At 62.4% G+C, this 13,872-nt stretch carries 15 protein-coding genes; 5 read left to right on the top strand and 10 right to left on the bottom strand.

Translation table 11 applies throughout. From position 1 onward, the window contains the following. Positions 1-54 precede the first annotated feature (54 nt). The 5 genes from QWU44_RS10425 to clpS are packed head-to-tail and all read right to left on the bottom strand — an operon-like array spanning position 55 to position 3,250. Complete coding sequence (locus QWU44_RS10425) at positions 55-732, bottom strand: hypothetical protein (RefSeq protein ID WP_370915621.1); 678 nt, start codon at positions 730-732, stop codon at positions 55-57. Between the two features lie 39 nt (positions 733-771). Beyond that, complete coding sequence (locus tag QWU44_RS10420; RefSeq protein ID WP_370915620.1) at positions 772-1,692, bottom strand: hypothetical protein; 921 nt, start codon at positions 1,690-1,692, stop codon at positions 772-774. After that, the gene (locus QWU44_RS10415) at positions 1,689-2,363 is read right to left on the bottom strand and encodes a rhomboid family intramembrane serine protease (protein WP_370915619.1); all 675 of its coding nucleotides are present in this window, start codon (positions 2,361-2,363) and stop codon (positions 1,689-1,691) included. The genes QWU44_RS10420 and QWU44_RS10415 overlap by 4 nt, the downstream gene beginning before the upstream one ends. Positions 2,364-2,406: 43 nt before the next feature. Next, complete coding sequence (locus QWU44_RS10410) at positions 2,407-2,946, bottom strand: DUF2017 domain-containing protein (protein ID WP_370915618.1); 540 nt, start codon at positions 2,944-2,946, stop codon at positions 2,407-2,409. A 10-nt stretch (positions 2,947-2,956) separates the two neighbouring features. Then, on the bottom strand, positions 2,957-3,250 hold the full coding sequence (clpS, locus tag QWU44_RS10405; protein ID WP_198736867.1) for an ATP-dependent Clp protease adapter ClpS: 294 nt from the start codon (positions 3,248-3,250) through the stop codon (positions 2,957-2,959). Between the two features lie 133 nt (positions 3,251-3,383). Between clpS and QWU44_RS10400 the strand changes: the two genes are divergently transcribed. From QWU44_RS10400 to QWU44_RS10385, 4 genes are all read left to right on the top strand, one after another. Beyond that, a complete protein-coding gene (locus QWU44_RS10400; protein WP_370915729.1) occupies positions 3,384-4,706 on the top strand; it encodes a nicotinate phosphoribosyltransferase in 1,323 nt (440 codons plus the stop codon). 177 nt (positions 4,707-4,883) lie between these two features. After that, positions 4,884-6,848, top strand: coding sequence for an ATP-dependent DNA helicase (locus tag QWU44_RS10395; protein ID WP_370915617.1), 1,965 nt, complete (start codon positions 4,884-4,886; stop codon positions 6,846-6,848). Then, positions 6,845-8,275 (top strand): class I adenylate-forming enzyme family protein, encoded by a 1,431-nt coding sequence (locus tag QWU44_RS10390; protein WP_370915616.1) that lies wholly within the window; start codon positions 6,845-6,847, stop codon positions 8,273-8,275. Before QWU44_RS10395 ends, QWU44_RS10390 begins: the two co-directional genes overlap by 4 nt. 48 nt (positions 8,276-8,323) lie before the next feature. Next, positions 8,324-8,878, top strand: coding sequence for a GNAT family N-acetyltransferase (locus QWU44_RS10385; protein ID WP_370915615.1), 555 nt, complete (start codon positions 8,324-8,326; stop codon positions 8,876-8,878). Between the two features lie 44 nt (positions 8,879-8,922). Here the strand turns inward: QWU44_RS10385 and QWU44_RS10380 are convergent, their stop codons facing one another. From QWU44_RS10380 to QWU44_RS10370, 3 genes are all read right to left on the bottom strand, one after another. After that, on the bottom strand, positions 8,923-9,165 hold the full coding sequence (locus tag QWU44_RS10380; RefSeq protein WP_370915728.1) for a helix-turn-helix transcriptional regulator: 243 nt from the start codon (positions 9,163-9,165) through the stop codon (positions 8,923-8,925). A gap of 10 nt (positions 9,166-9,175) precedes the next feature. Continuing rightward, positions 9,176-9,601: a hypothetical protein gene (locus QWU44_RS10375; RefSeq protein WP_370915614.1), complete on the bottom strand. Its 426-nt coding sequence runs from the start codon at positions 9,599-9,601 to the stop codon at positions 9,176-9,178. A gap of 574 nt (positions 9,602-10,175) precedes the next feature. Continuing rightward, complete coding sequence (locus tag QWU44_RS10370; protein ID WP_370915613.1) at positions 10,176-10,310, bottom strand: hypothetical protein; 135 nt, start codon at positions 10,308-10,310, stop codon at positions 10,176-10,178. A gap of 179 nt (positions 10,311-10,489) precedes the next feature. Here QWU44_RS10370 and QWU44_RS10365 point away from each other — a divergent pair, with 179 nt between their 5' ends. Next, a complete protein-coding gene (locus QWU44_RS10365) occupies positions 10,490-10,849 on the top strand; it encodes a hypothetical protein (RefSeq protein ID WP_370915612.1) in 360 nt (119 codons plus the stop codon). A 689-nt stretch (positions 10,850-11,538) separates the two neighbouring features. On the opposite strand, the gene QWU44_RS10360 is transcribed toward QWU44_RS10365, so the two are convergent. Together QWU44_RS10360 and serB are read right to left on the bottom strand one after the other, a co-directional pair. After that, entirely contained in the window at positions 11,539-12,357 is an 819-nt protein-coding gene (locus QWU44_RS10360) for a YwiC-like family protein (protein ID WP_370915611.1), read from the bottom strand. Positions 12,358-12,595: 238 nt separating this feature from the next. Then, entirely contained in the window at positions 12,596-13,837 is a 1,242-nt protein-coding gene (gene serB, locus QWU44_RS10355) for a phosphoserine phosphatase SerB (RefSeq protein ID WP_370915727.1), read from the bottom strand. Positions 13,838-13,872 lie beyond the last annotated feature (35 nt).

The raw sequence follows: 13,872 nt of genomic DNA, 5'->3' as shown, positions 1-13,872 counted from the left end.
ACACTCACAGTCCCCGATCCTATCTACCTTTCCGCACCAATGGGCCGGACGTTCTCACCTGAGCGCAGAGAAGGAGACCGTGACGGGGGTCGATGCGACGAGTTCACTTCCCTTCGTCACATCAAGTCGGTCCCAGTGCACGTGAATCAACGATTCCGCGGCGGGTACACGGAAGTAGAGGGCATCAGGATCCGACGCCGCGACATCCACCGGTGCGGCATACTCCCCGCCCCCCACGAAACCGTTGTAGGTCAGTACTCCGGATTCCGGTTCGAGACACACCGTGACGTAATCACCGTCATCACTACGCCCTGCGAACGCCGCGGTTGTGCCCGGCGCGCAGGAGGCGCGGGCGACACCACCCTCCGTCCAGGCGACACCGTCGAATCCATCGGGGTAGTCGGTGCCGGTGAGTCTGGCCGCATAGGCGTCGGTCATCACCGTCTCCCCGTCCGGGGTCATGATCGTCAGCGGTTCCGCCCGATCCTGGGGTGTCACAGTCGGAACGCCGTTTAACACGCCACCACCCGTGTCCTTCCCCGATTCTCCGAACACACCACCGAGCAGCCGCCATGCGAGGAATACGGCGACGAGTACGAGAACAATGAAGAGAATCGTCGCCGTCGTCACACTCCGGGACCGGAGCGTGCGCCCGAGATCTTCAGTGCTGTCACGGTGTGGTTCCGACGCGGGTTCGCCGCTCACGGACCCGTTGCTCAGCGTGTCACTCATTTTCCGTCCTGATCTGTGATCGTTCACTGTAATCGTGGATCATCGAGTGCCCTCCCTATTCTGCTCCGGAAGGTGCTCGATAGCGCACGCTTTCGCCCCATCGAAAACACCATTCTCGATGCCGGTGGCGATTCGCTCGGCCATCCGGTCAAGGATATGCCGCCCGGTCCCGTACGTGCCGTCTTCCGGGCGTACGGCCAGCGCGATGCCGACGAAACCGTCAGCCGTCTGCAGAATCCCAAACTGCCGGACGAGATAGTCACCGTCCCGATCAGGTCCCCATCCCCCCTTGAACGGGAGAGCCGGGATTGTTCCGAGACCGTAGGACTGGGTATCGATGACCTGGTTCATGGCGGTCAATACAGCTCCTGCTCCCGGAATACAGGTCATCTGCTGCGCGAAGCGTGCTTGCTGTAACAGTGACCAGTCGGTTTGTCCCGCCGCGGAGAATCCTTCCCTCGTGACGTCCGGGAGAATAGTGGTGTCGTCTCCACCGCTCCGCAGAACCTCCTCGGTCGCTTTCGCAGCTTCGACACCATCACCGAGGGAGTGCCACAGAGCGTCGAAGGCAGCGTTGTCACTCTGGGTAATCGCCCGTTCCACGGTGCTCAGAGTTTCAGTCCCGTGGTACAGAACCGCCATGGACACGGGAACCTTGATGGTTGACCAAGCTGGTCCACCGGTGATCTCCCCCGACTCCACGACGTACCGACCGTCGGCGAACACGACACCCACCTGCCCGTCGGAGTCCGCGGCGGAGGCAACCTCTTCGGCGAGACGGCGTAACTCGGGATCATCTACCCCCGTTTCTGAAGGGACGGAGGAAACCCACCCTGATGCAACATTGGACTCCCGGGTAGCCGATGGGCTGTTGTCCGTCGCCGATTCACCGTCCCCGGTTGAAATCGTGCACGCTGCGGTAACGAAGGAACACAGGAGCACACTCACCAGTTTCTTCATGAACCACCTCCGCTTCGTCGCGGCATGGATCCGATAGTGGCCCCGGCGATGACGCCTCCGATCGCCCCAAAAAGGTGCCCCTGCCAGGACAGTCCTGCCTGCGGCCAGAAGCCGTGGATCATGCCGGAAAAAGCGAACAGCATTACCGTGCCGACAATGATCTGTCCCGGTGATCGATTGTAGAAACCACGAACCACCAGGTAACTCACCCATCCGTACACCACTCCGGAGGCACCGATGTGGTTCGTACCGGCTCCTCCGAGCAGCCAGGTCCCGGTACCTGCCACGGTAATGCAGATGAACGTCACCCCGAGAAAGGTCCGCTTTCCCGATAAACCGATGAGGAATGCGGCGACCGAGCCAACCGTCGTGTTACCCATGATGTGCGCGAATCCCGAGTGCAGGAACGGCGCGCTGGCTATAGCCGGGAGAAAAGCGGTATCCAACGGGCGGATCCCGAAGGAATTGAGATATCCGCCGCTGAACAGGTTGAGTAGGAATACACCCCAAATCGCAACGAGCCACGCAAGGGTGAGGTTCCCCGCTGTGCGCAGCCGCGCTCGGTAAGAGGCGACGAATGATGCCCCGGCCGGAACCGCTGTCGGCGCGCCGGAGACGGGTCCACCGGTGCCCGGAATACGGAAGTTGGAACGTTCGGGGTACTCGGACACGTCATTTCCTCATCGTTGCTGGATCGTCGACCGGAGCGGTGGATCAGCCCATGAGGGCTTCGAGCAAGGAGTTCTGGTTATAGGCGAGCCATTCGACGAGTGCTTCGCGTTCCTGTTCCGCGGCTTCACCCTTGACTTCGCCAGAGGCCACATAGAGGCGGATATCATTCAGCCCCGCAATCCAGGCGTGAACCTCTGTCTCAGGAACCGCCACTGCGACGTTGCCATTGGGACCGAGCGCCTCGCTGATCACCTGGAGATTCTCCAGTTTCCCGCGGCAGATGTCGTTCTCATGGAGACTGCGCAACAACGAATTATCCCCCTCGTATTCCTCGTCCCCCTCTCGCTCAAAATCCGGGAGCAGACGTCGCAAAGCGGGATCCTGCGGGGCCTCCTTGTGCCCGCTGGGCATTCCCGTCATCTCCGCCAGCTCGTCCTTGGGTGCCGACTGCGCCCGACGGATCAGAGCCTCCGCGACGGTCGCCGCGAGATCCCCGAGAACCTCACGCTCCATCGGTTCGAATGTCGCGGTGAACCGTGCCCGTCCACGAAGCAGGCCTTTCCTGCGTTTCCATGCGTCCATCTCGTCCCCCTCAACCGGCCTGCTGCATCGTCGCCCACAGGCCCGCAGTGTGCAACTTCTTCACATCCGCCTCGACCTTGTCCTTCTCTCCCGAAGACACGACCGCTTTTCCTTCGGTATGGACCTGCATCATCAGTTCCGTCGCACGTTTCCGGTCATATCCGAGAACTGTCTCGAACACATACGTGACGTAACTCATGAGATTGACCGGATCATCCCAGACGATGCACATCCAGGGCAGATTCTCACTCGTGAGAACCTCGACATTCTCCGTCTCTACAGGTACTGGTGTGGGCGAACTCATGCCCCAAGAGTATCCGTTTCCAGCCAAACATGCGGAACCTCCGCAGCCGGACGGGAAGCTTCATCGACCAGATCAGAGGTCGAACAGTATCAGGGGACGAAACCATGGGACTACAGTGGTTTCCGTGAACCACATCACCCCGGAATCAACAGACAACCGACGCTCCAGCGCCCTACTGACGGACATGTACGAGCTCACGATGCTGCAGGCGTCCCTCCGCGACGGCACCGCAGATCGTGCGTGCGCCTTCGAAGTGTTCGCCAGAAGACTACCCAACGAACGCCGCTACGGCGTCGTCGCCGGCACCGAACGTGTCCTCCGCGCCGTGCAGGACTTCGTGTTCACCGAAGACCAGCTCACGTCACTTGACTTCCTCGACGGCCGTACGCTGGACTATCTGCGAAATTACCGTTTCTCGGGCCAAATCGACGGCTACCGAGAAGGCGAGCTCTATTTCCCACATTCACCGATCCTCACGGTCCGCGGCACTTTCGCCGAGTGTGTCCTCCTGGAGACGGTCATCCTTTCGATCATGAACGCCGACTCAGCGGTCGCGTCAGCAGCCGCCCGTATGGTTACCGCGGCGAATGGCCGAACGATCATCGAGATGGGCTCCCGTCGAACCCACGAATATGCCGCCGTGGCTTCCTCCCGCGCGGCTTATCTCGCGGGCTTCGATTCAACCTCAAACCTCGAAGCTGCGCACCGCTACGGCATTCCCGCAGGCGGTACCGCGGCCCATTCCTGGACCCTTCTCCACGTCAACGAGGACGGTAGCCCCAACGAGGAAGCTGCATTCCGGGCACAGGTCGATTCCCTCGGCGTCGGAACCACCCTCCTCGTGGACACCTACGACATCACGAACGGTGTCGAAACAGCGGTTCGGGTCGGCGGGCCCAGGCTCGGTGCCGTTCGCATCGACTCGGGAGACCTCGGTATGCTGACCCGGCAGGTCCGTCGCCAGCTCGACTCCCTGGGCAACCACAACACCAAGATCGTCGTCTCCTCAGACCTTGATGAGTTCGCCATTGCCGGACTATCCGGCGACCCTGTCGACATCTACGGTGTCGGCACCTCCGTTGTCACCGGCTCCGGCGCCCCGACGGCGGGCATGGTGTACAAGTTGGTCGAGGTCGACGGCAAGCCTGTCGCCAAGCGCTCGCGCAACAAGGCGAGCCGTGGTGGCGCGAAGCGAGCGCTGCGCACGCACCGTGACACGGGGACAGCGGTCGAGGAGATCGTCCTGCCGATCAGCGCCGAAACCCCTGACGTGGGAACATTGACCGCCCGTGAACTGACAATCCCGATGATCCGGGACGGCAAACCTGTGGACGGATTGCCAACGCTGAAAGAAGCCCGCGAGCACCTGGCAGCACAACTTGTCACTCTCCCGTGGGAAGGCCTCGCCCTGTCCCGGGACGAGCCCGCGCTCAGCGCCCGCTTCGTCGGGTTCTGACCCTCGCCCCGTCCGCTCGATGAGTACGGCCCCGGAATGTCTCAATGTTCCGGGGCCGTACTCATCGAGCGGACGGTTAGACTGCAGAACAGCCCATTCCGCACAGCCGCAATCAGCCCGGTTCCCGACCGCCTGGAATGCACCTCTGACTCATCGAACCCTTGCCGGGAAGGATCCATGCCTGAGACTGCCCTCTCGCCCGACACCATTCATCTTCTCGACGCTGCGGTGTCCGCGATCGGCGGAACCACGCGCCCCGGCCAGGTCGCGATGTTGAAGGCCGTGACGAAGGCGATGCGCGAGGAGCGGCATCTTGCGGTGCAGGCGGGCACGGGCACGGGGAAGTCCCTGGCGTATCTCATCCCGGCCCTTGCGCACGCGCAGGCAACGGGAACAACGGTCGTGGTGTCGACGGCGACGATCGCTCTACAGCGTCAGTTGGTGGAGCGTGATCTTCCCCGCCTGGCGGATGCGTTGGAACCGGTGATGGGGCGGCGCCCGACTTTCGCGATCCTGAAGGGCCGTTCAAACTACCTGTGTCTGAACAAGATCAGCCAGCCGGAGGCCTCGGAAGAGGCGCTGATCGATGAGTCGGATCTGTCGTGGATGGGTCGGCACATCGTACGCCTGAATGAATGGGCTCAGGAGACGGAGAGCGGCGACCGGGATTCCCTGGCTCCGGGTGTTCCCGATCTGGCTTGGAAACAGGTCAGTGTCACGGCCCGGGAGTGTCTGGGGGCCAGCCGCTGTGCGCACGGGGAGGACTGTTTCGCTGAGGCTGCACGCACGGAGGCACAGGATGTCGATGTGGTGGTGACCAACCACGCGTTGCTCGCGATTGACGCTTTGTCTGAGGGCACGATTCTGCCTGAGCATGACGTGGTGGTCATCGACGAGGCCCACGAGCTGGATGGGCGCATCACGGCGGTGGCGACAGCCGAGGTCTCCGGCCCGGCGTTGACGCTGCTGGCCAAGCGCGCGGGAAAGCTCGGCGCGGAGGGCCGAGAGGAGAAAGTCACCGATCTAGCCGGGGACTGGGAGAAACTCATCAGCGCACTCCCCGAGGGCAGGTGGAACGTGATCGATCCGTCAGCCATGTCCCTCCTCACCGCGCTCCGTGATGGGCTGTGGTCACTGCGACAGTCCATCACGCGTAGCCCCGACGGCGAGATCGCCAACGATCCGGCGACGGCTGCGGAACGGCAGTCCGTAGCAACGGCGCTCCAGGAGATCCACGATTCGATCATCCGTATCCTGGAGGTCTTCGCAATCGCCGATCCAAAGAAGCAGCAGGATGTGGTGTGGCTGAACCGGGATGACCGCCGTGGTGACACCCTGCGGGTTGCACCGCTCTCGGTCGCGGGTCTGCTGGCCTCGCGGCTGTTCGCGGAACAGACGGTGGTCCTGACCTCCGCCACACTGACCCTCGGTGGGCGCTTCGACGCCATGGCCGCAGCGTGGGGACTCACGCGTGGATCCTATGACAGCCTCGACGCCGGCACTCCCTTCAATCCGGCGAAGGCCGGGATCCTCTACACCGCGCGCAACCTGCCCGATCCCGGCCGGGACGGACTCCCGGAGCAGACGCTCGACGAAATCGCCGGTCTGATCACCGCAGCGGGTGGGCGGACACTCGGACTGTTCTCCTCCCGGCGCGCCGCGGAACAGGCGGCTCACGCGATGCGGATGCGGCTGCCGTTCGATATTCTCTGCCAGGGCGACGATGGAACGGGGGTGCTGGTGGAACGCTTCGCGAAGAGTGAAAACACCTGTCTCTTCGGCACCCTCTCCCTGTGGCAGGGAGTCGATGTACCGGGACGGACGTGTTCCCTCGTCATCATCGACCGGATCCCATTCCCACGCCCCGATGATCCTCTGTTGCAGGCCAGGAAGGACGCGGCGGACGCTGCCGGGCGGAATGGGTTCATGGAGGTCGCCGCGAGTCACGCCGCGCTGCTCATGGCGCAGGGTGCGGGACGGCTGCTCCGTCGTACCGATGATCGTGGTGTCGTCGCCGTCCTGGATAACCGACTGGTCACGCGCCGCTACGGTTCCTTCCTCATCAACTCGATGCCCCCCTTCTGGCGCACGACCGACCCGAAAGTCGTGCGCGGTGCCCTCGAAAGGTTGGTTTCGCGGTGATCTATCCCGCTTGTTCCCTACCCGAGCTCCTGTTCACCGGTGTTCTCCCGGATACCCCGGCGATCACCGATCCGTACCGCTCAGTCACCTATCCGCAGCTCGCCGCTGAAGTGGCCGAGGTCGCCGGTGTACTCCACGAGAGAGGGATCCGTGCAGGTGATCGCGTCGCGGTGCAGGTGCCCAACGGGATTGATTTCGCGGTCGTTTTCCACGCGGTGCTGTCGATCGGTGCGACCGTTGTGCCGATCGGGACGCAGGTGACTGCACAGGATCTCGCGTGGCAGTTGCGGCGAGCGGGAGTGGCTCTGCACATCGACGCTGCGGTAACAGCCGATCTCCGTGCGGCGGCGGGAACGGCGCTGGCCCCTCAACCCGTGGACCCGGATTCTGTGGCGGTGCTGCCCTTCACATCAGGAACGACGGCGACACCGAAGGCGATTCGGCTGACGCACCGGAACATCGTGTCGAACACGATGCAGTTCGCCAGGGTACTACCGTTGGCTGCGGGGGAGACGTGCATGTCCGTACTGCCGTTCACCCACGCCTACGGCATGACCTCCCTGCTCAATGCCCCCTTACACCTACGTGGCCACATCATCGCGGAACCATTTGATGCGCAGCGGTTCCTGCGGGGACACGGTGAGCACGATGTGGCACTCTGCTTCATCGCACCTCCGCTCGGGCGGCTACTGGCACACCACCCGCTCGCTGCGGAGACCGATTTCTCCGCCCTGCGCACCGTCATCAACGGTGCCGCTGCCCTGGACCCTGTCCTCGCAAGGAACGTCGAGCGCCGTACCGGGGCGCGGGTGATCCAGGGGTACGGGCTGACGGAGGCATCTCCGGTAACCCACCTCGCCATTGATCCGGATTGTCCTCCCGACACGATCGGGCGCCCGCTCCCGGACACGCTCGACCGGATCGTCGATCCGGAGTCGGGCCGGGATGTCGCACCTGGTGGCGCCGGGGAGCTGTGGGTCCGGGGCCCGCAGATCATGGAAGGCTACCTGGATGATCCGGAACGAACCGCCGAGCGGTTCCGGGCAGGTTGGTTACGCACCGGGGACTGGGCAGAACGTGACGGAACCGGCAGTATCCGGCTCATTGATCGGATCAGCGACGTCATAAATTCCCGGGGATTCCAGGTCTCCCCCTCCAAGTTAGAGCGCATCGTCACCGCACTCCCCGGAGTCGCGGACTGCGTGGTCACCCGGGGGTTCACGGTCGACGGTGACGAGTGCCCCGTTGCCTTTGTCTCCGCAGTGGAGGGAACTCACCTGGATCGGGAGACGATCCTGGCCGAGGTGGCATCGAGGACCGCGCCCTACGAGCGCATCCGTTTCGTGGAGTTCGTGGACAGTGTTCCGCGATCAGCGGCAGGCAAGGTACAGCGGCACTCGCTGCCCACGATCCGTCTCGACATGTGAGTGTCATCCCCCGGGCGCACCTCTGCGCAGGTGGATAAGCTGGTGGACATGAGCGAGATGACCTGGCCTGTGCCCCCGGAAACGCTGACTGATGGTGTGATCCGTCTGCGTCAACCCTGCGACGGTGACATCCCCGAGGTGTACGCCACCGCCGTTGATCCACTGTCGGTCAACTTCACCTCCGTCCCGGAGAAGTACACCCGCGCCATGGCTGCCGATTACCTCCGGGAATGCGCGGAGAACCCAAACCTGACGTTCTGGGCAATCGAGCTCACCGGCGATCCCGGGCACTACGCCGGAAATATCGCGCTCCGTCTCGTCGATGCTGCGGTTGGTACGGTCGCGGTGAGTTACGCTACCGCCCCCTGGGCACGCGGTCGACGGATCATGCCCCGCGCGTTGGAGCTGGTCGTCGACCATGCACTGACCCACGGTGTTCACCGCATCGAGCTGCACACCTTCGTCGACAATGTCCGGTCTCGATCCGTTGCCGAACGCTGTGGCTTCATCTTCGAGGGCGTTCAGCGGCAAGCTGCGCTCCACCGGGGCCGGTACGTGGACACAGCGCACTATTCACTGCTGGACACCGACCGATCCTGTTGATCGCCGCGATCTTTCCAGCGGCGACACGAATCAGACCGGTCCAGTCAGCCAGTGACGGGATGCCTGGATGTCGGTGTCCGGGCTGAACTCTCCCGGCCGTCGGGATGCACATGTCCTCGATATGTACCTCGGACAGATCCGGGAATGCGAAAAGCCAGGGGCAGGGCGGGATCGTATATTCCGCGTTCTACCGCATTCACCGTCTGTCGGGATACCCCAGACAGTTCCCCGAGCCTGGCCTGACTGAGTCCGGCCGTGCACCGAGGATCTGGAAGATCGTTCCTCATGTCCATTGGCTCAGTGTGACCAGATACCGAGCCGTAGATTCAGCACCACAGTCGAGACAACCCAGGTTGTGGCATAGACCGGCCAGACGAACATGTAGTTGATGTCGGGTGCACCGAGGAACACCTGCGCGCATCCGTAGCTGAAGGTGATCGCGGAACCACCCGCGAAAGCGATGGCCAGTGCCCTGAGTGTGATGCCGAACTCGAACTCGTCCTGGTCCGCGCACATGGCTGTCGCCCCTCCGAGAACAATCACCACGCCTGTGACGATGAGGATGAAAGCGATCTCGCGGGCGAACGGGACGGTGTCGTCGACAACGATCGCGAACACCAGGAACACGAAATACCCGACCATAGACACGACGAAGGTACGCTGCCCCTGTCGGAGCCGATTCCACCACTTCCGATTGTCCCGGTCACCGGGGTACGCATTCATGGCGTCCCACTCCATTCCTCTTGTGCAGGGACCATCCAGGCCCCTGCACGATTATGTCAAGTCTCCTTGACACTAGCCACCGGATCATGGAGCCATCAAGAAAGCTTGCTGGCTCACCTCGAAGCCGAGGCTGTCCTGATAGCCAGGACAACCAGTCCCCCAGCCCAGTTCAGTTCGCGCCAACCCTGTAGGTCCGAATATGCGGAACGCAACTTACCGGCAGTGTCGCCGGTGGAAACACCACCGTCGGTCGTCCCACTCACCGCCCCTGGGGAATCGAGTGGTCACCGCCGGCACAGTCATGATCATCCCCCCTCGCGCGATCAGTGCGACGTCCGGAGAATCCGGAACGACCTTGGACTGCGTGGCACCGGGAGGCATCAACGCCGCTTTCTCCCCCAATTTTCAGGGGACCATAACCGTCGAAACTGACCACGAGCTTCCCCGAATCTGCGGAAGACTACTTGACCGGTGGCGTGCAGACGCACAATTCGATCACCGTGATCGTCCCAGTCGATCCGCCATCGGAACTCGTGAAGGTGATCTGCCAGTACCGCCCGTCACTGGCGGGGAATCACGCGTGCCATGAATCGCCCTGGATATGCGCCTTCACCACCGGGGCACCGAATAGCTCGGACGCATGCTGCAGCGGGCTGCCCTGACCGAGGCCGTCAATCATCACCGACTCTCCGAGAGGAACAATGGCCACCAGGACACCCTCATAGTTGAAGTACCAGGGCAGTCTCGCCAGACGATCACGATCCGGCCATCATCGTTCTCCCCGGTCCGGAGATCCGGGAAATCACGTCTTCCCGCACAAATGGCGGAGATGCCGTGCGAGCCCAATGCCGTAGATCCCCGAATCACCGAGACACTCACGCGGCCCCGATGCCGACCGTGTTCACCGTCACCCCGGTGAGGTTTCCTGATGCTGCGGGCCACGTCTGCGGGATCACCATCTCCGCAGGTATCCTCTCCGTCCGAGAGCAACCCGATCGTCGCCGGTTCATCCCCGGCACAAAGCTCATCCTCGGCTTGCTCGAGTGCCCGCTTCAGCGGGGTGTATCCACGTGCTCCGATACCACCGATGATCTTCCATGCCTCTTCCGTGTTTCCCTTATCGGGTGGAAAGTGAATCGTGACATCGGCTCAGGCCTTCGCCAGGCCTTCCGGGAACGCGCCAAACATGTTCGGAGACTCGTGATCAGAGAGCGGAGTATCTTCTCCGAGCGGATCAAGCAGCACTAGGATATCTGTTCCGCAGCTTCGAGCCGTGTGACGCTGCCCGCCATCGTTAAGCATGCTGCCTGATGCGTCGTAGAACAGGATGAGCGGTGAATCCCCACCCGCCGTAGACGTTCCGACCGCCTCTCTCTTTTCACCAGATGCGTCAGTGCTTGATGGTGACGTTGAACCATCTGAACCATCGGTATCACCACATACCGCAATCAACGGAGCCGGAATGACGAGAAGACCAACGCAAAAACCCTGACGACTCGCGAACGAGAAATGGAACAACCTTCCCCGCGGGATTAGGCACATGACACCGTGATGGGTGAAAGAAAGCACTCCTACAACCGAATATCTCCAGAGCACCACTCTCCTCTGATGCTAACCTCCGGTTCTCGCACCACAAGCCCTCATTTCTCAGGGTCCCAGACAGACACTCTTCGCCACCATCCGTCACGGGGTACCGCACGACAAAGTACGGAACCGCACTGCGGACAGTGACACGCTCCCTGCCCCAGCGGACCAACTGATCTACAGAAACCTGCTGCCGCCCTTCATCGCCGCGCGGTCTCGGCTGACCATTTCACTGGGCTTTTCAGCAAACCGTGGGCAGCAACTGAAACGATGTCACCCCCGTGATCCCCCGGAGACTGCCCCGGTGATTCCATGCCGACAATATCTCCGTCACCCGAAACCCGGGGGCACCACTACGCTACGTATGGTGGCACGAGCGCAGCGATCAGCACCAGCGCCGTGACCGCCATCTCGCCGAAACCAACTGTCCTGGGACGCCAGGGCGTACCACGACGTGTGGCACGCCAGGGCATCCACCAGGCGCGAACCGCTACAAGCCCGAAGAAGGGTACGGCCAGGGGTGTCACCAGTCCGATGCCAGCAAGCACGAGAATCACGGCGGTCGCCGCGGTATGGTAAGTCACCGACCCGAGGAACCATGCCCGGTCCCCACGTTTGCGAATCAGCGTTTTGACGTACGGCACGGTTCCACAGAAGTAAAGGGCGAACACGGCGGTGCTCACCCACAGTCGTTCCGTCATAGGTTCTCCGGCAGCCCACGCGGTGACGGGAATCATCGCACAACTGGCGAGCACCGTGGATTCCCCGGAAACCAGCGAGCGAGGACGCCGTTGCCACGCCTCCCACACTGCGGCCGCGACGAGAGGCCCGAAGACAATGGCGAAAATGAGGATGCTGGGCTTCATGATGATGACAATCAGCGCAGCGACCGTGCAGATCGTACCGTACGTCAACAACGGGGTAACATAACGCTGTTTCCGCGGCCCGCGGGCCTTCAGCCAGAGACCCAGTGCAAAGAAGGCAAAATAGCCGATGAACCAAGCCGCCGCCAGCGGCAAATGGATCAGCGCGGGACGAGCCAGAACGATTCCCACCACAAGTGGGAGGATGACCATCACCCATGCACCATGCTGATCCGGCACCCACCCCGATACACCGCCCCGCTTCTTTCGTGCGCGTGTCGCCTTTTCCCGGCTCGCTGCCTGGGTCATCTTCGTCGCCTTCCTTTCAATTCAGGAAGGCTCGCGGTTCCTCATCTCTGCAACCTGTGGCAGATATCCCGTCACGGGAAGAGCGTGGCCTCCCTCGTCGCCCCCGGCCCTCGGGGTAGACGTCCCTGCACCCGACGCGTTTCTGGCGAGTCTGGTGGCGTCCGAGTATCGGAATCGGCCGCAGGTCCACTGTAACCGGTAGTAACGCTCCCATCCAGAGCCCCGGATCAGGCGATCATCAGTTCAATGGCACTCGGCGCAGCGTCCCATCGGATAACCCGGCCTCATCAATCTCTTCCCGGGAGATACCCATGATGTGCAGAACCTCATCGAGAAACGGATGATTAACGGCTGCATCAGCAACGTCACGCAGCGCGGGCTTCGCGTTGAAGGCAATCCCGAGGCCCGCCGCCGATAACATATCGATGTCGTTGGCACCATCCCCGACTGCGACAGTCTGGTGCATCCCGAGTCCCGAAGCGGCGGCGAACTCCGCGAGGAACTCAGCCTTCGCGGCGCGGTCGACGATCTTCCCAATGACGCGGCCCGTGAGCTTTCCATCCTCGATCTCGAGGGTGTTGGCTCGAACATAGTCGAGTTCGAGCTCCGCCGCGAGCCCCTCAAGCACCTGGATGAAACCACCGGACACCACCGCCGTTTTGTATCCCATACGCTGCAGGGTGCGAATGGTCGTGCGGGCACCCGGGGTCAGAACAATGTCCGCAGCCACTTCATCAATCACGGAAGCATCCAGTCCCGCGAGAACCGCAACCCGTTCACGCAGCGATTCCTCGAAGTCCAATTCACCCCGCATCGCCCGTTCAGTAACCTCAGCAACCTCGGCTTCCTTGCCCGCGTGCGCGGCCAGCATCTCGATCACCTCACCCGTGATAAGGGTGGAGTCACAGTCGAAACAGATGAGGTTCTTCGCGTACCGAACCAGTCCAGCCCGCTCGATCGCGATGTCGACACCGATCTCCTGGGTGAGTGTGGCCAACGCCTTACGTAATGCCACACCACCCCCGGGTTTCGGGTCCGCGACCGTGACCTTGAGCTCCAGACCTGTGACCGGGTAGTCGGAGATACCGCGGATCGTATCGATGTTTGCACCATAGTCGGCCAGCGTCTGACCAATGCGTGAAATGTGTGCGGCGGTAACCGGATCTCCGAGGACCACGACGGCGTGGGTCGACAGTGCCCGTGTGGATCGCAGTGAGTTCTGGACCTCGACCGTGACGGTCTGGCCGTAGGAACGGAGCGTCCCGGACAGGCCTTCGGTGAGTGTTTCCAGGTTCTCCGGGCTACAGCCCACGAAGGCCGCGAGATTCAGACGACCTCTGAAGAGCGACTGCTCAACATCGAGCACCTGGACGCCATGAGCGGCCAAAACTCGGAAGAATGCGGCGGAGACACCGGGACGGTCCCGCCCCACGACGGTGACGACTGCGGGAACTGAGCCCGGTGGAAGCGTGACGGTGATGTCCTGGATAGCAGGAGCAGCGGTACGGGCAGCAT

Origin of the sequence: Corynebacterium sp. CCM 9203 (assembly GCF_041357675.1) — a bacterium.
Lineage (GTDB): Bacteria > Actinomycetota > Actinomycetes > Mycobacteriales > Mycobacteriaceae > Corynebacterium.
Note: the sequence above shows the minus strand (reverse complement) of the source record. Positions and strands in the feature narration are given on the sequence as shown.